The 19,411-nt window shown below is 70.7% G+C and carries 18 protein-coding genes and 1 pseudogene; 11 read left to right on the forward strand and 8 right to left on the reverse strand.

All coding sequences use genetic code 11. The features are described 5' to 3' along the window. Nucleotides 1-43 precede the first annotated feature (43 nt). The 6 genes from ABB34_RS11975 to ABB34_RS12000 are packed head-to-tail and all read left to right on the forward strand — an operon-like array spanning nt 44 to nt 4,984. Nucleotides 44-844 carry an ABC transporter permease gene (locus ABB34_RS11975; protein WP_057641565.1) on the forward strand — a complete coding sequence of 267 codons (801 nt, stop codon included), beginning with the start codon at nt 44-46 and terminating at the stop codon, nt 842-844. Next, nucleotides 837-1,538, forward strand: coding sequence for an ATP-binding cassette domain-containing protein (locus tag ABB34_RS11980; RefSeq protein ID WP_083490179.1), 702 nt, complete (start codon nt 837-839; stop codon nt 1,536-1,538). The genes ABB34_RS11975 and ABB34_RS11980 overlap by 8 nt, the downstream gene beginning before the upstream one ends. Further along, nucleotides 1,535-1,978, forward strand: coding sequence for a CopD family copper resistance protein (locus tag ABB34_RS11985; protein WP_057641566.1), 444 nt, complete (start codon nt 1,535-1,537; stop codon nt 1,976-1,978). The genes ABB34_RS11980 and ABB34_RS11985 overlap by 4 nt, the downstream gene beginning before the upstream one ends. Nucleotides 1,979-2,009: 31 nt before the next feature. Further along, on the forward strand, nt 2,010-4,124 hold the full coding sequence (locus ABB34_RS11990; protein WP_057641567.1) for a TonB-dependent receptor family protein: 2,115 nt from the start codon (nt 2,010-2,012) through the stop codon (nt 4,122-4,124). Between the two features lie 6 nt (nt 4,125-4,130). Continuing rightward, nucleotides 4,131-4,577: a group III truncated hemoglobin gene (locus ABB34_RS11995; RefSeq protein WP_057641568.1), complete on the forward strand. Its 447-nt coding sequence runs from the start codon at nt 4,131-4,133 to the stop codon at nt 4,575-4,577. After that, on the forward strand, nt 4,574-4,984 hold the full coding sequence (locus tag ABB34_RS12000; protein ID WP_057641569.1) for an AraC family ligand binding domain-containing protein: 411 nt from the start codon (nt 4,574-4,576) through the stop codon (nt 4,982-4,984). The genes ABB34_RS11995 and ABB34_RS12000 overlap by 4 nt, the downstream gene beginning before the upstream one ends. Before the next feature lie 39 nt (nt 4,985-5,023). On the opposite strand, the gene ABB34_RS12005 is transcribed toward ABB34_RS12000, so the two are convergent. After that, a complete protein-coding gene (locus ABB34_RS12005) occupies nt 5,024-6,454 on the reverse strand; it encodes an MFS transporter (protein ID WP_057641570.1) in 1,431 nt (476 codons plus the stop codon). After that, the gene (locus ABB34_RS12010) at nt 6,451-7,854 is read right to left on the reverse strand and encodes an MATE family efflux transporter (RefSeq protein ID WP_083490180.1); all 1,404 of its coding nucleotides are present in this window, start codon (nt 7,852-7,854) and stop codon (nt 6,451-6,453) included. Before ABB34_RS12010 ends, ABB34_RS12005 begins: the two co-directional genes overlap by 4 nt. Nucleotides 7,855-8,032: 178 nt before the next feature. Between ABB34_RS12010 and mutS the strand changes: the two genes are divergently transcribed. Next, a complete protein-coding gene (mutS, locus tag ABB34_RS12015) occupies nt 8,033-10,588 on the forward strand; it encodes a DNA mismatch repair protein MutS (protein WP_057641580.1) in 2,556 nt (851 codons plus the stop codon). A gap of 291 nt (nt 10,589-10,879) precedes the next feature. On the opposite strand, the gene ABB34_RS12020 is transcribed toward mutS, so the two are convergent. From ABB34_RS12020 to ABB34_RS12030, 3 genes are all read right to left on the reverse strand, one after another. After that, nucleotides 10,880-11,503, reverse strand: a complete 624-nt coding sequence (locus ABB34_RS12020; RefSeq protein WP_057641571.1) for a glutathione S-transferase family protein — start codon at nt 11,501-11,503, stop codon at nt 10,880-10,882. 74 nt (nt 11,504-11,577) lie between these two features. Beyond that, a complete protein-coding gene (locus ABB34_RS12025; RefSeq protein WP_057641572.1) occupies nt 11,578-12,267 on the reverse strand; it encodes a helix-turn-helix transcriptional regulator in 690 nt (229 codons plus the stop codon). Then, entirely contained in the window at nt 12,264-12,941 is a 678-nt protein-coding gene (locus tag ABB34_RS12030; protein WP_057641573.1) for a hypothetical protein, read from the reverse strand. The genes ABB34_RS12025 and ABB34_RS12030 overlap by 4 nt, the downstream gene beginning before the upstream one ends. Nucleotides 12,942-13,125: 184 nt before the next feature. On the opposite strand from ABB34_RS12030, the gene ABB34_RS12035 reads away from it, so the two are divergent. From ABB34_RS12035 to ABB34_RS12045, 3 genes are all read left to right on the forward strand, one after another. Then, complete coding sequence (locus tag ABB34_RS12035) at nt 13,126-14,217, forward strand: cytochrome-c peroxidase (protein WP_083490181.1); 1,092 nt, start codon at nt 13,126-13,128, stop codon at nt 14,215-14,217. A 185-nt stretch (nt 14,218-14,402) separates the two neighbouring features. Beyond that, complete coding sequence (locus tag ABB34_RS12040) at nt 14,403-15,908, forward strand: catalase (protein ID WP_057641574.1); 1,506 nt, start codon at nt 14,403-14,405, stop codon at nt 15,906-15,908. A gap of 148 nt (nt 15,909-16,056) precedes the next feature. Then, entirely contained in the window at nt 16,057-16,668 is a 612-nt protein-coding gene (locus ABB34_RS12045) for a DUF937 domain-containing protein (protein WP_057641575.1), read from the forward strand. 184 nt (nt 16,669-16,852) lie between these two features. Here the strand turns inward: ABB34_RS12045 and ABB34_RS12050 are convergent, their stop codons facing one another. Together ABB34_RS12050 and ABB34_RS12055 are read right to left on the reverse strand one after the other, a co-directional pair. Continuing rightward, entirely contained in the window at nt 16,853-17,263 is a 411-nt protein-coding gene (locus tag ABB34_RS12050) for an RNA-binding S4 domain-containing protein (RefSeq protein ID WP_057641576.1), read from the reverse strand. Beyond that, complete coding sequence (locus ABB34_RS12055) at nt 17,256-17,516, reverse strand: hypothetical protein (protein WP_152979607.1); 261 nt, start codon at nt 17,514-17,516, stop codon at nt 17,256-17,258. Before ABB34_RS12055 ends, ABB34_RS12050 begins: the two co-directional genes overlap by 8 nt. A 111-nt stretch (nt 17,517-17,627) precedes the next feature. Between ABB34_RS12055 and ABB34_RS12060 the strand changes: the two genes are divergently transcribed. Next, nucleotides 17,628-19,088 (forward strand): MATE family efflux transporter, encoded by a 1,461-nt coding sequence (locus tag ABB34_RS12060; protein ID WP_057641578.1) that lies wholly within the window; start codon nt 17,628-17,630, stop codon nt 19,086-19,088. 37 nt (nt 19,089-19,125) lie between these two features. Here ABB34_RS12060 and ABB34_RS12065 read toward each other — a convergent pair. Further along, nucleotides 19,126-19,411, reverse strand: a pseudogene (locus tag ABB34_RS12065) (IS110 family transposase); the annotation flags it as partial.

The following is a 19,411-nucleotide window of genomic DNA, read 5'->3' on the forward strand; positions in this document are numbered from 1 at the left end:
AGGCGGTCGGCGGCCGCCTCCCTGACCCGGCGTTCTACGGCCCATGACCCGGCACCCGCCCTCCCCGCGCGAACTGGCGCTTTGGTCGGCGCTGGGCGTGCTCGCGCTCGGCATCGGCTGGCAACTGGTGGCCATGCGCCTGGGGCCGCTGCTGATGGCCACGCCCTTGCAGACCCTGCGTGCGCTGGCCGCGCTGGCCGGCAGCGCCGCCTTCCTGCACCACGCCGCGGCCAGCCTGCTGCGCGTGGCCTGCGGCGTGGGCCTGGGCATCGCGCTTGGCCTGCTGCTGGGCCTGCTCGCCGGCCGCCATCCGCGCCTGCGCGCGGTGCTCGAACCGCTGCGCTGGCTGCTGATGTCGATACCCGGGGTAATCGTGGTGGTGCTGGCGATGCTGTGGTTCGGCATGGGCACGACGATGGTGGTGTTCATCGCCGTGGTGCTGCTGGCGCCGGGCATGTACGTGAACACGCTCAAGGGCCTGCTGCTGGTCGATCCGGCGCTGCTGGAAATGGCGCGGGTGTATCGCTTCGGCGCGTGGCGGCGGCTGCGCCACGTGGTGCTGCCAGCGCTGACGCCACCGCTGTGCGCGGCGCTGCTGGTGGCCACCTGCGGCGGCGTGCGGCTGGTGGTGATGGCCGAGGTGCTCGGGGCGATGGACGGCGCCGGCTTCGCCCTCGCCAACGCCCGCAGCACCTTCGACAGCGGCGAGTTGTACGCATGGGTGGTGCTGGTGCTGGGGCTGGTGGCGCTGCTGGAACTGGGCCTGCTGCGGCCGCTGCAACGCCGGCTCACCCGCTGGCAGGAAGACGCGCCGGCCATGCACCGGGAGGCCGGCGATGCTTGAGTTCGACCGGGTGGTGCTCGAACGCGGCGGCCAGCGGGTGCTGGACGGCGTGGAACTGCGCATCGCACCGGGCGAGCGGGTGGGCCTGGTCGGCCCCAGCGGCACCGGCAAGAGCAGCCTGCTGAAACTGGCCGCCGGCCTGCTGGCACCGGCGTCGGGACGTGTCGGCAACCGCTTCGCACGCACCTGCATGGCCTTCCAGGAACCGCGCCTGCTGCCGTGGCGCAGCGTGCTCGACAACCTGTGCATCCCGCTGCATGCGGCCGGCCACGACAAGGCCGGCGCGCGGCGCCTCGCCAGCCAATGGCTGCAGCGCATGGGCCTGGCCGAACGTGCCGATGCCTGGCCGCGGCAGTTGTCCGGCGGCATGGCGCAGCGGGTCGCGCTGGCGCGCGCGTTCGCCACCGCGCCGGACCTGTTGCTGCTGGACGAACCCTTCGCCGCGCTCGACCCGGCCCTGCGCCGCGAGCTGGGCGCGCTGTGCGATGCCGAGCTGGCGCGCACCGGCGCCGCCCTGCTGTGCGTCAGCCACCACCCGCGGGAACTGGCCGAACGGGTGGACCGCTGCCTGCGGCTGGAACACGGCCGGCTGCTGCCCTGCGCACTGCCGTGTCCCGCAGTCCCCGACGCCGAAGCCGCCGTCATTCCCCTTTTCCCCCAGCCAGCCGCCCCGCGGCAAGCGAGCACGCCATGAACCACTACGCCCTGTTCCACGTCCTGCACCTGTTCGCCGCCTTCGTCTTCGTCGGCACCGTGTTCTTCGAGGTTCTGATCCTGGAGAACGTGCGCAAGCGCGTGCCGCGCAACGTGATGCACCAGATCGAGGTCGGCATCGGCGCCCGTGCGCGGCAATTGATGCCGTGGGTGCTGGCGGTGCTGTACGGCAGCGGGCTAGGCATGGCCTGGCGCTACCGCAGCCTGCTCGCGCACCCGCTGCAGGACAGCTTCGCGCTGATGCTGACGCTGAAGATCGTGCTCGCGCTGAGCGTGTTCGGCCACTTCCTCTACGCCATGCGCCTGCGCGGCAAGGGCCGGCTGGCCTCGACCGCGTTCAAGCGCATCCACCTGAGCGTGTTCAGCCACATGGTCGGCATCGTCCTGCTGGCCAAGCTGATGTTCCACCTCGGCTGGTAACCCCTTTCCTCCCGCTCCGACAGGCTCCGCCATGACCCTCCCCGCCTCCCCGCTCGCCCTCGCCATCGCCGCCGCGCTGGTCGTCACTCCCGCTCTGGCCGTCGCGGAAACCGCCGCCGATGCGGTCGACCTGGACCGCATCACCGTGTTGGGCCGCCGCGACACCACGCCGGTGGCCCCCGGCGTGGCCGACGAACGCGCGCGGCTGCAGCGCGTGCCCGGCGGCACCAACCTGGTGGACCTGCGCAAGGCCGGCCGCCAGGCGACGCTGCGCGATGCGCTGGACTACCAGCCGGGCATCGTCCTGCAGGAATTCTTCGGCGGCATCGACCAGCCGCGCCTGAACATCCGCGGCTCGGGCATCCAGAGCAATCCGGTCAACCGTGGCGTGTTGCTGCTGCAGGACGGCATCCCGCTCAACGAGGCCGACGGCTCGTTCGTGATCGGCCTGCTGGAACAGCGCAACGCCGCCTTCATCAGCGCCCGCCGCGGCGCCAACGCGCTCAGCCCCGGCGCCACCACGCTCGGCGGCGAGGTCGATTTCTACAGCCTCAACGGTGCCGACGAACGCGGCCGGCTGCGGCTGGAGGGCGGCAGCGACGGCCGCCGCGGCGGGCAACTGGCCTGGGGCGGCAGCAACGAGCGCGCCGACTGGTGGCTCGGCAGCAGCCACGACGAATACGACGGCTACCGCCACCATGCCGACGGCAAGCGCGACGCCGTCCATTTCAACAGCGGCTGGCGCGCCGGCGATACCTTCAGCAACCGCACCTGGGTGTCGTGGACCGACCTGTTCTTCCACATTCCCAACGTGGTGCCCAAGGACCGCATCCACAGCGACCCGCGCGGGGTGATGGGCGATGGCGACACGCCGCAGGACAAGCTCGCCAACGTCTACCTGCGCGACCCGCTGCGCGACACCCGCCAGCGGCGCATCGCCAACGCCTCCGAATGGGGCGCCGACGATTCGCGGCACACGCTGGGCCTGTGGTGGCAGGACACCGAGGACCTGTTCAAGAACCCCACCACGCACAACGTCAGCGATTCGGACACCTGGGGCACGCAGTACCAGTGGCGCGGCACGCACGGGACCCTGGACTATCGTCTTGGCGCGTCGTACACCGCCGGCACCACCGCCCGCGATTTCTACGCCAACAACCCGGCCAACGGCACCCGCCTGCAACGCTTCGGCCATTACGACCTCGACGCCTCCAGCCTGGACGTGGCGGCGGCGCTGGGCTGGCAGGCCAGTGACGGCGTGCGCCTGCTGGCCGAGAGCAAGTGGAGCCGCGCCGAACGCAACGCCACCGACCTGGCCAACGGCGGCGGCCTGGACCAGCGCTACACCCACGCCAGCCCGCGCATCGGCGCGATCTGGCAGCCACGCGACGGCCTGCGCCTGTTCGCCAACCTCAGCCGCAGCAACGAGGTGCCGACCTGGTGGGAAATCGCCGCCGCCGAGGCCCCGGCAAACAACCCGGCCGCCGCGCAGGCCAGCCTGCTGCGGCTGCGGGTGCAGAGCGCCGACACCATTGAACTCGGCGCCGACGGCCGCATCGGTGGCGATGGCAGCATGAACTGGTCACTGGTGGCCTACCGCAGCAAGGTCGACGACGAACTGATGTCGATGGTGGACGACACCGGCAGCCGCACCGGCACCTACAACTACGCCGCCGGCACCACCCATCAGGGCGTGGAGGCGGGGCTGGACGGCCGCCTGCCGCTGGCCGATGCCGGCGCACTCAGCTACCTGCTGGCCTGGACCTGGAGTGATTTCACTTTCGACGGCGGCCAGTTCGCCGGCAACCGCATCGCCGGCGTGCCCGAGCACATGCTCAGTGCCGAACTGCTGTGGAGCGCCGGCGGCTGGCGCATCGGTCCAAACGTGCGCTGGCTGCCGCGCGATACCCCGACCGACCATGCCAACACCCGCGAGATCTACCAGGACGGCTACGCGCTGCTCGGCTTCCGCGTGGACTACACCGCCGCCGATGGCCGCTGGTCGGTATTCGTGCACGCCGACAACCTCACCGACCGCCGCTACGCCAGCAGCTACGTGATCCGCAACGTGGGCACGCTGGCGCAGCCGGGGTTCCTGCAGGGCGTGGGCCGCAACGGCACGGTCGGCTTCACCTGGCGGTTCTGAGCGGCCATGCACGCAGTCCAGCCACCGGCTTCGGCCCCGGTCCCGTGCTGCAGCGAGGAGGAGGTCGTCCTCCTCGTGCACGGCTTCTATGCGCGCGTGCGCCACGATCCACTGCTCGGGCCGGTGTTCGACCGGCACGTGCACGACTGGGATGCACACCTGGCCCACCTCGTGGATTTCTGGTCGGCGATGCTGCGCGGCACCCGCCGCTTCAGCGGTGCACCGATGCCGCGGCACATGGCGCTGCCGGGCCTGAACCCGGCGCTGTTCGAACGCTGGCTGCAACTGTTCGCACGGACCACCGCCGAATCGGGCAACCCGGCGATGCAGGCCGAAGCCGATGCCCGCGCGACGCTGATCGCCCGGCGCTTCTGGCAGCGCTACCAGGTCGAGGGGCACGATGTGCTCGCCGGCACCCTCCGCAATCCCGGACACCACGGAGAACACCCATGAAAACCCGCCTGTCCCTGCTGCTTGCCGTCCTGGCCGCAACCGCGTTCGTGCCCGCCGCCGCACACGAACCACCGGCAACCCCGTCGCCAAGCCCGCGCCTGGCCGACCTCGCGCCACCGGCCGACGGCGCCAGCGAACGCAAGGTCACGCCCATCGGCCAGTACGGCGCTACCCGGGTGATGCAGCTGCAGCTCAAGGCCGGCACCGCGATGCCCGCGCATTCGGCGCCGGAGCGGGTGCTGGTGGTGGTGCTCGCCGGCCGCGGCAGCTTCGGCTTCGGCACCGGACAGGTGGTGCTGCACGAGCGCCAGGTGCTGCACATGGCGCCGGGCGAGGCGCATTCGGTCAAGGCCGAAACCGACCTCGACCTGCTGCTGGTGCGCATCGACGAGGCGGCATCGGACTGAAGCTACGCCGGGCACCCATTCCGCCCGGCAACGCCCCGCTCACGCCTGCGGCCGCGCCTCCACCTTCGGCTCGCTCACCTCGCGCCCGGCCTGCGCGTGCCCGGCCATCTCCGCACCGGCGTCCGGCGCCAACCGGCGCATCTCCAGCACCGACAGCGCCGAGATCACGCCGACGCCAAGGAAGGCGAAGGTGAAGTTGAGCGGGTCGCCATCGGGACGGCCGCTGAGCGCGGTGGACAGGCTCAGCGCATAGCCGCCCAGGGTCACGCCCAGCGCCAATGCCACCTGCTGGGCCATCGCGGTCAGGCTGCTGGCCTGGCTCATCGAGGCCTGGTCGATGTCGGCATAGGCGATCGCGTTGATGCTGGTGAACTGCAGCGAACGCAGGCAACCGCTGGCGAGCAGCACGCCGACCATCAGCCAGTACGGCGTATCGGCGCGGAACAGCCCGAACAGGCACATCGCCAGCGCCGCCACCAGCCCGTTCCAGACCAGCACCGGGCGGAAGCCGGTGGCGTGCAGGATGCGCGGCGCCAGCGTCTTCATCAGCATCGCCCCGGCGGTGGAGGTGAAGGTCACCAGCCCCGAGTGCAGCGGGTTGAAGCCGAAGCCCAGCTGCAGCATCAGCGGCAGCAGGAACGGCGTGGCGCCGATGCCGACCCGGAACAGCGAGCCGCCCAGCACCCCGGCGCGGTAGGTGGGAATACGGAACAGGTCCAGCCGCAGCAGCGGATGCGGGTGGTGGCGCGCATGCCGCACGTACAGCGCCAGCAGCAGCACGCCGACGATCATGCAGCCGCCGATCACCGGCGCCGGCGCCAGCCCGCGCCCGACCGCCGACAGCCCGAACATCGCCAGCGCCAACCCGCCGGCCGACAACAGGAAGCCGCGCGAATCCAGCGGCCCCACCACCTGCCGCAGCTCCGGCACGTGCCGCCACGCCAGCCACATGCCCAGCGCGCCCATCGGCAGGTTGATCAGGAAGATGAAACGCCAGTGCGCGTAGGTGGTGATCGCCCCGCCCAGTACCGGCCCCAGCATCGGCCCGAGCATCGCCGGGACGGTCAGCCAGCTCAGCGCGCGCACCAGCTCGGCCTTGTCGATGGTGCGCAACAGCACCAGCCGCCCCACCGGCACCATCATCGCCCCGCCCATGCCCTGCACGAAGCGCCCGGCCACCAGCTGCCCCAGCCCATTGCTGGCCGCACAGCCCAGCGAACCGAGCAGGAACACCGCGATGGCGGCAACGAAGATGCGCCGCGCGCCGAACCGGTCCGCCACCCAGCCGCTGACCGGGATGAACACCGCCAGCGCCAGCATGTAGGTGGTCAAGGCCAGCTTCAGCGCGATCGGCTCGGTGCCCAGATCGACGGCGATCTGCGGCAGCGAGGTGGAGATCGCCGTGGAATCCATGTTCTCGATGAACAGGGCGGTGGCGACGATCAGCGGGAGCAGGCGTTGGGGTTTCACGAAGGAGGCCGGCGCTCGGTGGCGGTCGCATCGTCGCCGCATGCGCCTGAACATGGCGTCGCGATGCCCGGCGACCGCGCCAGCGCGCGGTAGTACGGCAGCAGCGCCAGCGCCCGTGCCACCACGAACAGCACGAACGCCGCCCACAGCCCGTGGTTGCCCCACGCCGCCGTGGCCGGCCACGCGCACAGCGCGAACACCGCCAGCGACGCCACCCCGGCATTGCGCATCTCCCGCGTGCGGGTGGCGCCGATGAACACCCCGTCGAGCTGGAACGCGGCCACCGACAGCAGCACGTACAGCGCCGCCCACGGCAGGTGCGCCCGCGCCAGCGCCGCCACCTCCTGCAGCGAGGTCAGCAGGCCCACCAGCACGCCGCCGCCCAGCCACAGCCCGGCCGCCAGCAATACCGCGGTGGCCAGCGCCAACTCGCTGGACAACCGCACCGCATGGCGGAAGCGCGCCCGGTCGTTCGCCCCCACCGCCGCGCCGACCAGCGCCTCGGCGACGAAGGCGAAGCCGTCGAGGAAGAACGCGCTGAACGACACCAGTTGCAGCAGCAGGTGGTTGGCCGCCAGCGTCGCATCGCCCAGCGCCGTGCCCTGCCGCGCGAACAGGCCGAAGCCGGCCAGCAGGCACAGCGTGCGCAGCATGATGTCGCCGTTGGCCGCCAGCGTGCGCCGCAGCCGCGCGCGGTCGCCGATGCGCGCCCACGGCAGGAACGGCCCGGCATCGCGGTGGCGGCCGCGCAGCACCCGCCACACTGCCACCGCGGCAACCACGCAGGTGCTCCACTCGGCGATCGCCGTGCCCAGGCCGATGCCGTGCGCGCCCCAGCCCAGCACCCCGGCGAAATACACGTCCAGCCCGGCGTTGAGCCCGTTGAGCAGCAACTGCACCGCCAGCAGCGTGCGGCTATACCCCAGTCCGATCAGCGCCCCGCACAGCGCGTATAGCGCCAGCGCCGCCGGCGCGCCCCACACCCGCGCGCGAAAGTAGGCCGAGCCGGTCGCCGCCACCGCGTCGCCGGCATCCATCAACCTGAAATAGCCGGCCGCCAGCGGCCATTGCAGCAGCCACACCGCCACACCCAGCGCCAGCCCCATCAGCAACGGCCGCAGCAGCGCCGCGCGCACCTCCGCCTCGTCCCCGGCGCCGGCCGCCTGCGCCACGAACCCGGTGGTCGCCATGCGCAGGAAACCGAAGCTCCAGTAGACGAAATTGAACAGCAACGCCCCCAGCGCCAGCGCGCCGAGGTCCGCCGTGCCGCCGAAGTGGCCGATCACCGCCGTGTCCACCAGCCCCAGCAGCGGCACCGAGGCATTGGCGAGGATGATCGGCCACGCCCTGCGGGCGATGGCCATGCGGGTGAGCGGCAGCGATGCGGGGGTGGCGGTCATCGCGGCATGATGCCGGAGGTTGCGGGCAACGGGTGTTCGTGACCGCCACCGGGACATCCCCCTTGCCGATTCGTGGCCCCATCGTCCTGCACCTACAATGACCGGCTCGCAGGCGACCTGCCCCAACTCCCTGACGGATGCACGCGTGACCCAGAAACAGCCCGAACACACCCCGCTGATGAAGCAGTACTTCGCAGCCAAGTCCGACCACCCGGACCTGCTGCTGTTCTTCCGCATGGGCGATTTCTACGAGCTGTTCTACGACGACGCGCGCAAGGCGGCGCGGCTGCTCGACATCACCCTGACCCAGCGCGGCAATTCCGCCGGCGCGCCGATCCCGATGGCCGGGGTGCCGGTGCATGCCTACGAAGGCTATCTGGCGCGGCTGGTGGCGCTGGGCGAGTCGGTGGCGATCTGCGAGCAGATCGGCGACCCGGCGCTGGCGAAAGGTTTGGTCGAACGCAAGGTGGTGCGCATCGTCACCCCCGGCACCGTCACCGACGAGGCGCTGCTGGACGAGCGCCGCGACACCCTGCTGATGGCGGTGTCGCGCAATCGCCAAGGCTACGGGCTGGCGTGGGCCGACCTGGCCGGCGGCCGCTTCCTGGTCAACGAGGTGGAAACCGACGACGCGCTGGAGGCCGAGCTTGCACGCCTGGAACCGGCCGAGCTGCTGGTGCCCGACGAGGAGGAGTGGCCCGAGTTCCTGCGCCAGCGCAGCGGCATGCGCCGCCGTGCGCCGTGGCTGTTCGACGCCGACAGCGGCCGCCGCCAGCTGCTGTCCTTCTTCAAGCTGCACGACCTGTCCGGCTTCGGCATCGACGACAAGCCGCGCGCCACCGCCGCGGCCGGCGCCTTGCTCGGCTACGTCGAGGAAACCCAGAAGCAGCGCCTGCCGCACCTGACCGCGATCGCGATGGAAACCGCCGGCGAGGCGATCGCGATGAACGCCGCCACCCGCCGCCACCTGGAACTGGACACGCGCGTCGATGGCGACACTCGCAACACCCTGCTGGGCGTGCTCGACAGCACGATCACGCCGATGGGCGGGCGTTTGCTGCGGCGCTGGCTGCACCGCCCGCTGCGGCTGCGCGAGGTGCTGCAGCAGCGCCACCATGCAGTGGCAACCTTGATTGATCGCGGCGTGGATGCCGACCTGCGCGAGAGCTTCCGCGCGCTCGGCGACATCGAGCGCATCCTCACCCGCATGGCGCTGCGCTCGGCGCGGCCGCGCGACTTCTCCACCCTGCGCGATGGCCTGGGCATGCTGCCGGCCATCGCCGCGCAACTGGAAACGCTGGATTCACCGCGCCTGCAACAACTGCGCGCCGAACTCGGCTCGCACGACGAGAGCGCGCAATTGCTGGCGTCCGCCATCGCCGAGCAGCCGCCGCTCAAGCTGTCCGACGGCGGCGTGATCGCCGAGGGCTTCGACGCCGAGCTGGACGAACTGCGCAGGCTCTCGACCCACGCCGACCAGTTCCTGATCGACCTCGAAGCACGCGAGCGCGAAAGCAGCGGCATCCCGACGCTGAAGGTCGGCTACAACCGCGTGCACGGCTACTACATCGAGATCAGCAAGGGCCAGTCGGACAAGGCGCCGGTGCACTACACCCGCCGCCAGACCCTGACCAACGCCGAGCGCTACATCACCGAGGAGCTGAAGAGCTTCGAGGACAAGGTGCTGTCCGCGCGCGAGCGCTCGCTGTCGCGCGAGAAGCTGCTGTACGAGGGCCTGCTCGATGGTGTCGGCCAGCACCTGGAGCCGCTCAAGCGCTGCGCCGCGGCGCTGAGCGAGCTGGACGTGCTGGCCTGCTTCGCCGAACGCGCGCAGGCGCTGGACTGGTCGCAGCCGGAGTTGGACACCGCGCCATGCCTGCGCATCGAGCGCGGCCGCCACCCGGTGGTGGAAGCGGTGCGCGAGCAGCCGTTCGAGCCGAACGACCTCGACCTGCACCCCGACCGGCGCATGCTGGTCATCACCGGCCCGAACATGGGCGGTAAGTCCACCTACATGCGGCAGAACGCGCTGATCGTGCTGCTGGCCCACATCGGCAGCTTCGTGCCGGCCAGCCGCGCGGTGATCGGCCCGATCGACCGCATCCTGACCCGCATCGGCGCCGGCGACGACCTGGCTAAGGGCCAATCGACCTTCATGGTCGAGATGGCCGAGACCAGCTACATCCTGCACCACGCCACCGCGCAGTCGCTGGTGCTGATGGACGAGATCGGCCGCGGCACCTCCACCTACGACGGGCTGGCGCTGGCCGACGCGGTGGCGCGCCACCTGGCGCACGTCAACCGCTGCTACACGCTGTTCGCCACCCACTACTTCGAGCTGACCGCGCTGGCCGACGAGAGCGTCGAAGGCGGCGCCAGCGGCATCGCCAACGTGCACCTGGACGCGGTCGAGCATGGCGAGACGCTGGTGTTCATGCACGCGGTGAAGGACGGCCCGGCCAACCGCAGCTTCGGCCTGCAGGTGGCGGCGCTGGCCGGCCTGCCCAGGGCCACCGTGGCGCAGGCGCGGCGGCGGCTGGCGGAGCTGGAACAACGCGGCGGCGAAACCCAGAGCGCGGCGGTGGCGCCGCAGGCGCTGGACGCGCCGCAGCAGTTCGGCCTGTTCGCCGCGCCTTCATCGGCGGCGCTGGATGCCCTGCAGGCCATCGACCCGGACGAGCTGACGCCGAAGCAGGCGCTGGAAGCGCTGTACCGGATGAAGTCGCTGCTGTAACGACGCCCCCACCGGCATCGCGCCTTCGTGGATGCGGGGCTTGCCCCGCATGGGGCCTTCCCCGGTAAGGCCCCGTGCCGGGCAAGCCCGGCACCTGCGTGGGCTGGCACTTCGCCGCCAACGCATTGTCGCGGGCCAGGCGCGACGGTGGCACCGCAGGCGCTGGACACGCCACGGCAGTTCGACCTGTTCACCGCGCCCTCGCTCGCCGGTATCACACCTTCGTGGATGCGGGGCTTGCCCCGCATGGGGCCTGCCCCGGTAACGCCCCGTGCCGGGCAAGCCCGGCACCTACGTGGGTTGGTACTTCGCCGCCAGCGCATTGTCGCGGGCGTTGGCCGCGGCCGCGGCCGGGCGGCCGGCATGGTGCGCGACGAAGGCCTCGAACACCGGGTTCTTGGCGATCGCGCCGGTCATCATGAAGTACCCCAGCGACGCGGCCACGTACAGGTCCACCGCGGTGAAACCGTTGCCGGCAAGGTGCCTGCGGTCGCGCAGGGCCTGCTCCAGCGTGCGCAGCACGTCGCCATCCTCGCCGTAGCCCGCGCCCACCGCCGGCGCCAGGGTGCCGGTGCTTTTCGCGGTCAGCCATGCCTCGAACGGGCCGGCGAAGAAGAACAGCCAGCGGTAGAACGCGCCGCGCTCCGGCGAACCGGATGGCGGCACCAGCCCCTTCTCCGGCACCAGCTCGGCCAGGTAGGCGCAGATGGCGGCGTTCTCGGTCACCACCACCTCGCCGTGGCGCAGCGCCGGCACCTTGCCCATCGGGTTGACCGCCAGGTAGTCGGGCGACTTCATCGTGGTGCCGAATTCCACCACCACTTCCTCGTAGGGCAGCCCGGTTTCCTCCAGCATCCAGCGCGCCAGCCGGCCGCGCGAGAGGGGGTGGGTGTAGAAGGTCAGCGTGGCGGTCATGATGGGTACCCATGTTGGTGTGTCGGAAGGAGCCGGCAGTGTGTGCCGGGGCTGCTGACAGCCACTGTCAGCAGTCAACCGCCGTGGCCTTGCAGGTGCAGCTCGCGCCAGCGCTTGAGCAGGTGGTGGCGCTGCTCCGGGTAGCGGGCGCCGGTGTCCTCCAGCGCCAGCACCCGGTCGGCGCGGAAGTGGCGGAAGTCGCCGCGCAACAGGCACCACGCCGCCAGCACCCGCACCTCGGCGAGGAAGGCCATCGCGAACGGCCAGATCACGCGCTCGGTGATGCGCCCCTCGGCGTCGGCGTATTGCATGCGCACCACGTTGCCGGCGCGGATCGCGCGGCGCAGTACCGGCAGCCACGGCTCCGGCTCGCTGGCGTTCCAGTCGGCGAACAGGCCGCTGGTCTCGACCTGCAGCCGCAACGCCTCGGGCAGGATGCCGACGATGCGGTCCATCGCCCGGTCGGCCGCCGCGGCCAGTTCCGGGTCGGCATGCCGCGACACCCAGCGCGCGCCCAGCACCATCGCCTCCAGTTCCTCGTCCGAGAACATCATCGGCGGCAGCAGGAAGCCGGCGCGCAGCTGGTAGCCGACGCCGGGGTCGCCGACGATGTCCGCGCCCTGCCCGCGCAGCGCCTCGACGTCGCGGTACAGGGTGCGCAGGCTCACGCCCAACTGCTCGGCCAACTGCGCGCCGCGCACCGCGCTGCGGCGCCGGCGCAGTTCGTCCAGCAGGTGCAGCAGGCGGGTGGCGCGCTGGGTCATTGCAGGCCGGCTTCGGGCGCGAGGGTGTGGATCACCTTGCCCTCGGCGTCGAGGAACTCGATGGCGCCGTAGCCCTCCTCGGTGACGGTCAGGCGCAGGCGGGTGCGGTCGGCCTTGTCGTTCAGGGCGATGGACGGGGTGCCGTCGGCCGCCACCAGCATGCGGATGCGGGTCGGCGCCTGCACGCCGGGGACCAGCCGGTTGTCCAGCTTCGGCTCGCGCAGCAGCGGTGGCGCCTGGTTGATCGAGAAGCTCACCTCGCCGTCGGGCGACACCCGCCAGCCGATGGCGTCCAGCGCCGGGTGGTCCAGCGCCAGTACCGCCGCGCCGCCGGGCACGTCGGCGGTGCCGAAGCCGCCGCGCTCGCTGCCGTTCTCGTCGTACAGCACCATGCCGGCGACGTTGAACACGCGCTTGTACTGGATGCCGTCGATGACCGGCGCCGGGGTGCGGCCGGACAGGGTCATGCGGATCACGCCGTTCTCGTCGACGATGTCGATGCGGCGCGCGGTGATGCGTTCCTGGTCCGGCGCGGCCACGCGCGTTTCCGGCGTACGCGATTCGATGATGCGCTCCAGCGTTTCCAGCGAGGGCCGGGCCGGTTCGGTGGCCAGCGCGGCGGAAGCCACGCACAACGAGGCGAGCGCGAACGGGATGGCGGCGGGATGCTTCATGGACACGTCCTTGGGCTTTGCGGGTCGGGGGCCCGATCGTACCGGCTGCACGGCATGCCGCGTCCGAATCCGGTCGCATATCGCAACCGGGCGCACTACCGGCACGGTTTGATCGGGATCATTGCCGCCCCCCACCCGCGCTGCTGACATGGCTGCAACCCCCGCCAGCCGTTGGAGGCCCGCCATGATCCCGCCCCGCAATTCCGCACTCGCCCTCGCGCTTGTCCTGGCCGCCGGCTGCAGCGCCGACAAGGCGGCAACGCCCGATACCACCCCCACGGCGCCGGCCGCGACCGCCACCGACGCGGACGACGAACTGCGCGACATCGCCAACGCGCTGTTCGAGCCGATCCCGTCCGCGGTCACCGAAGCCTTCGGCAGGCCGGTCACCCCCGAACGGGTGGCGCTGGGCCACAAGCTGTTCTTCGAGCCGCGGCTCTCCAGCAGCCACATCATCACCTGCCATACCTGCCACAGCGTCGCCACCGGCGGCGCCGACAACGTGTCGGTGGCCATCGGCCACGGCTGGCAGAAGGGCCCGCGCAACTCGCCCACGGTGCTCAACGCGGTGTTCAACACCGCCCAGTTCTGGGACGGGCGCGCCTCGGACCTGGCCGAACAGGCCAAGGGCCCGGTGCAGGCCAGCGTGGAGATGAACAACACGCCCGCGCGCGTCGAGGAAACCCTGCGCAGCATCCCGCAGTACGTGGCCGAGTTCGGCGCCGCGTTCCCCGACGATGCGCAGCCGGTGACGTTCGACAACATGGCGCGCGCGATCGAGGCGTTCGAGACCACCCTGGTCACGCCCGACGCGCGCTTCGACCGCTTCCTCGCCGGCAAGGACAGCCTCGACGAACGGGAACGGCGCGGCCTGTCGCTGTTCATCGACAAGGGCTGCACCGCCTGCCATTCCGGGGTCAACCTGGGCGGCCAGGCCTACTACCCGTTCGGCGTGGTCGCCCGCCCCGGCGCGGAGATCCTGCCGCCGGGCGACAAGGGCCGCTTCGCGGTCACCAACACCGCCAGCGACGAGTACGTGTTCCGCGCCGCGCCGTTGCGCAACGTGGCCCTCACCGCGCCCTACTTCCACAGCGGCGAGGTCTGGGACCTGTCCGAAGCGGTCGCGATCATGGGCAGCAGCCAGCTGGGGCACACGCTCGACGCCGACGAGGTACAGGCCATCGTCGCCTTCCTGCACACGCTGACCGGGCGCCAGCCGCAGGTGGAGGTGCCGGTCCTGCCGCCCGGTACCGCCGGCACGCCGCGCCCCGAATGAAGCCGCCGGGCGGCCGTGGGGCAGGCGCCGCATGCTCCACGGCACGGCACCCATGATCGATAGATTCCCCCTATCAATCGAAACGAATCATTCGATTATCTTTTCCGTGGGACGGTGACTACAGTCCTCTCGTTGCATCGCGCGACACCTTCCTCCATCCCAGCCAGCCCCAGCAGGAGCACGCCATGAACAGCAACGACAGCAACAGGAAGTGCCCCGTCACCCACCTGACCACCGACTTCGGCGCACCGGTGCCGGACAACCAGAACAGCCTCACCGCCGGCCCGCGCGGCCCGCTGCTGGCGCAGGACGTGTGGCTCAACGAGAAGCTGGCCAACTTCGTGCGCGAGGTGATCCCCGAGCGGCGCATGCACGCCAAGGGCTCGGGCGCGTTCGGCACCTTCACCGTCACCAACGACATCACCCAGTACACCCGCGCGGCGATCTTTTCGAAGGTCGGCAAGCAGACCGAGATGTTCGCCCGCTTCACCACCGTGGCCGGCGAGCGCGGCGCGGCCGACGCCGAGCGCGACATCCGCGGCTTCGCGCTGAAGTTCTACACCGAGGAAGGCAACTGGGACATGGTGGGCAACAACACCCCGGTGTTCTTCATCCGCGACCCGCGCAAGTTCCCGGACCTCAACAAGGTGGTCAAGCGCGACCCGCGCACCAACCTGCGCTCGGCCACCTACAACTGGGACTGGTGGACCCTGCTGCCCGAGGCGCTGCACCAGGTCACCATCGTGATGAGCGACCGCGGCATCCCCGCCAGCTACCGGCACATGCACGGCTTCGGCTCGCACACCTACAGCTTCTGGAACGAGAAGGGCGAACGCTACTGGGTGAAGTTCCACTTCCGCACCCAGCAGGGGATCAAGAACCTGACCGACGCCGAGGCCGCCGAGGCCATCGGCCATGACCGCGAGACCCACCAGCGCGACCTCTACGAGGCGATCGAGCGCGGCGACTTCCCGAAGTGGAAGATGTACGTGCAGGTGATGCCGGAGGCCGACGCGGAGAAGGTGCCCTACCACCCGTTCGACCTGACCAAGGTATGGCCGAAGGGCGACTACCCGCTGATCGAGGTCGGCGAGTTCGAGCTCAACCGCAACCCGGAGAACTTCTTCGCCGACGTCGAGCAGAGCGCGTTCGCGCCGTCCAACCTGGTGCCGGGCATCGGCGTGTCGCCGGACAAGATGCTGCAGGCGCGCCTGTTCAACTACGCCGACGCGCAGCGCTACCGGCTGGGCACCAACTACCAGCAGATCCCGGTCAACAAGGCGCGCTGCCCGGTGCACAGCAACCACCGCGACGGCATCGGCCGCGTCGACGACAACTACGGCGGCCTGCCCCACTACGAGCCCAACAGCTTCCAGCAGTGGCAGGAGCAGCCGCAGTACCGCGAACCGCCGTTGAAGATCAACGGCGACGCCGACTGGTGGAACTACCGCGACAACGACGACAACTACTACAAGCAGCCCGGCGACCTGTTCCGGCTGATGACCCCGGCGCAGCAGCAGGCGCTGTTCGACAACACCGCCCGCGCGATGGGCGACGCCCCGGACTTCATCAAGCGCCGCCACGTCGACAACTGCAGCAAGGCCGACCCGGCCTACGGCGCCGGCGTCGAAGCCGCCCTGCGCAAGCTCGGCGCGTTCGCCGGCGAAGAGTCGCCCAACAGCCTCGCCTGAGGCACGCCGCCTTCCCCGCCCCCGCGGGGAAGGCGAAGCGGCGGCGGCCCCGCATCACCGGGCCTCACCCTGCCTCGCAGGGCATGCCTGCAACCGTCGCCACGGCGCTACCATGCCGGTGTTATCCCACCGCAAGGACCACGCCACGATGAGCCTGACCGACGACCTCCTTTCCCAGCTCCAGGGCGCACCGCTGCAGCAGGTGTCGCAGCAACTTGGCCTCGACAGCCAGCAGGCCTCCGGCGCCATCGGTGCGGCGCTGCCGCTGCTGATGGGTGCGCTGGGCAACAACGCGGCCAAGCCGCAGGGCGCCGAAGCCCTGCTCGGCGCGCTGCAGAACAACCACAGCGGGCTGGACATCGGCAGCGTCCTCGGCGCGGTGCTCGGTGGCGGCGGCAACAGCGCGGCGGCCGATGGCGCCGGCATCCTCGGCCACATCTTCGGCGGCAACCAGGGCCGCGCCGAGACCGGGCTGGCGCAGGCCACCGGCCTGAGCCAGGGCAACGCCAGCCAGTTGCTGAAGATCCTCGCCCCGATCGTGATGGCCTACCTCGCCCAGCGCATCGGCAGCGGCGGCCAGCAGGCCAGCGCCGGCGGCCTGAGCCAGATCCTCGGCCAGGAAAAGCAGCGCGTGGCGCAGGCCGGCGGCATCGGCGGCAACCTGCTCGGCAGCGTGCTGGACCAGGACGGCGACGGCCAGTTCGGCGTGTCCGACCTGATCAAGCTCGGCAGCGGCCTGCTGGGCAGCGGCAAGCGCTGAAACCGGCGCAATCCGAACGACGAAACGCCACCGCGAGGTGGCGTTTTCCGTTTGGGTTCTCCGGCTGAGGACGATGCAGAAAAGCTCACGGCCGCACCGTAGAGCGGGGCTTGCCCCGCTGGGGCTCTACCGGGAAGGCCCCATGCGGGGCGAATCCCGCATCAACGAGCGTCCTGATGCACTCCTACAGCGCGTCGATGTCGCCCAGCGCGCGGATCAGCCGCCGCGCGCGCTTGTCGGGCTTGTGCTCCGGCGGCTGGTAGCCGTCGCGGGCGGCGGCGCGTTGCCGGCGCCGTTCCTCGCGCGCCTGTTTCGACGCAGCGGTTTCCTCGTACAGCGCCTGCGCCACCGGTGCCGGGCCGCGGCTGTCGCTCAGGCCGCGCACGTCGATCTCGAAGACGTCATCGCCGCGCTGCACGCGCAGCGCGTCGCCCACCCGGACGCTGCGCGAGGACTTGGGCCGCTGCCCGCCGACCTCGACCTTGCCGGTCTCCACCGCCTGTTTGGCCAGGCTGCGGGTCCTGAAGAAGCGCGCCGCCCACAGCCACACGTCCAGGCGGACGCCGGCCGCCGGTGCGTTTTCCGCTTCAGTCATGCTTTTTCTTGAAGTCCACTTCCATCGCGTCCTTGCGCGGCTGGCCGATGGTCCAGTTGAGGCTGTCGTCGGGGTTGCAGCGCTTGTCGCGCAGCGAACGTGCGCCGCTGGCGCGCTCGCTGTCGAGCCGGTCGTTGCCGACCAGGCAGTCGGCATGGTCGGTCGGGCGCACGTTGGCATCCATCAGCCGATCGGAATCGGCGCAGGCCGACAGCCCCAGCAGCACCATCGCAGCACACACGTGTTTCAGCATCGTCCTCTCCTTGCACCGGCGGAACCCGGTCAACGCCGCATCGTAACGCCGGCCGCAACCGCCGTCACACCGGCAATGCTAGTGTCCGCATTCATCCACCGACCGACGCCCATGACGCCAGCCGCTTCGTCCCGTTCGCTGACCGAAGGCCCGATCGGCCGCAGCCTGCTGCTGTTCGCCCTGCCCATCCTCGCCGGCAACATCGCGCAGTCGCTGAACGGCTCGGTCAACGCGATCTGGGTCGGCAAGTTCCTCGGCGAGGCGGCGCTGACCGCCACGGCCAACGCCAACAACATCATGTTCTTCCTGATCGGCTCGGTGTTCGGCATCGGCATGGCCGCCACCATCCTGATCGGCCAGGCCATCGGCGCACGCGACCTGCCGCAGGCGCGGCGGGTGATGGGCACCAGCGCCACCTTCTTCATCGGCCTGTCGGTGGTGATCGCAGTGCTGGGCTGGTTCCTGTCGCATCGGCTGCTGCTGGCAATGGGCACGCCGGCCGAATCGCTGGCGATGGCCGACGCCTACCTGCGGGTGATCTTCCTGGCGATGCCGCTGCTGTACGCCTTCGCCTTCCTCACCGCGGCGCTGCGCGGTGCCGGCGACTCGCGCACGCCGTTCCGCTTCCTGCTGCTGTCGGTGCTGCTGGACATCGGCATCAACCCGCTGCTGATCTTCGGCCTCGGCCCGTTCCCGGAACTGGGCGTGGCCGGCGCGGCCTGGGCCACGTTCTGCGCGCAGGCGCTGTCGCTGGCCGCGTTGCTGCTGTACCTGCGCAACAAGCGGCACATGCTGTGGCTGGGGCGCAAGGATGCCGCGCTGCTGAAGATCGACGCGGCCATCCTCAAGGCGCTGGTGGTCAAGGGCGTGCCGATGGGCCTGCAGATGGTGCTGATCTCGCTGGCGATGATCATGATGATCAGCATGGTCAACGGCTACGGGGTGGACACCGCCTCGGCCTACGGCGCGGCGTTGCAGCTGTGGACCTACGTGCAGATGCCGGCGATGGCGATCGGCGCGGCGTGCTCCTCGATGGCGGCGCAGAACGTGGGCGCCGGGCTGTGGCAGCGGGTGGACGCCACCGCGCGCACCGGCGTGCTGTTCAACTTCCTGCTGACCGGTGCGCTGATCGCGCCGATCATCCTGCTGGACCGCAGCACGCTGGCGCTGTTCCTGCCGGCGGCCAGCCCGGCGCTGGAGATCGGCCGCCACCTCAACCACATCGCGGTGTGGTCGTTCCTGTTCTTCGGGGTGAACTTCGTGGTCGCCGGCGTGGTGCGCTCCACCGGCGCGGTGGTGGCGCCGCTGCTGGTGCTGGCGGTGGCGATGTGGGGCATCCGCGTGCCGTTCGCGCTGTGGATGCAACCGCTGATGGGCGCCGACGCGATCTGGTGGAGCTTCCCGGTCAGCGCGTTCTGCTCGATGCTGCTGATCATGGCCTATTACCGCTGGGGCAACTGGCGCAAGGCGAAGATGATGGCCGCGCCCAACCACGCCGGGGAGCTGGCGACGCCGGCCGAGGTGCCGGCCTTGCCGCCGTCACCGGTGGCCGACCCGGATGCCGGCACCTGACAAGCACGCACCAGCCGTGTAGGAGTCAACTGTCATTTCATGCGGAGCTGCCTTTTGGGTTCCAAGGCAGGTTGTCGCGCTGCATTGCGTTGAGCATGGTGAGGTACTTGCGCATGCAGGCGGTGACGGCCAGTTTTTTGGGTTTTCCGGCGTCGACCAGCCGTCGGTAGGTCTCGGCCAGCGGTGAGCGCGCCCGGATGGCGGCCCAGGTGGCCATGTACAGCACCCGGCGGACACCGCGCCTGCACCCGCTGACACGCGCCTGGTCTTTACCAGGGCCGCGTGCGACGTTGTAGGGACGCAGCCCGCACAGGAAGGCGACC

Origin of the sequence: Stenotrophomonas daejeonensis (assembly GCF_001431505.1) — a bacterium.
GTDB lineage: Bacteria > Pseudomonadota > Gammaproteobacteria > Xanthomonadales > Xanthomonadaceae > Stenotrophomonas > Stenotrophomonas daejeonensis.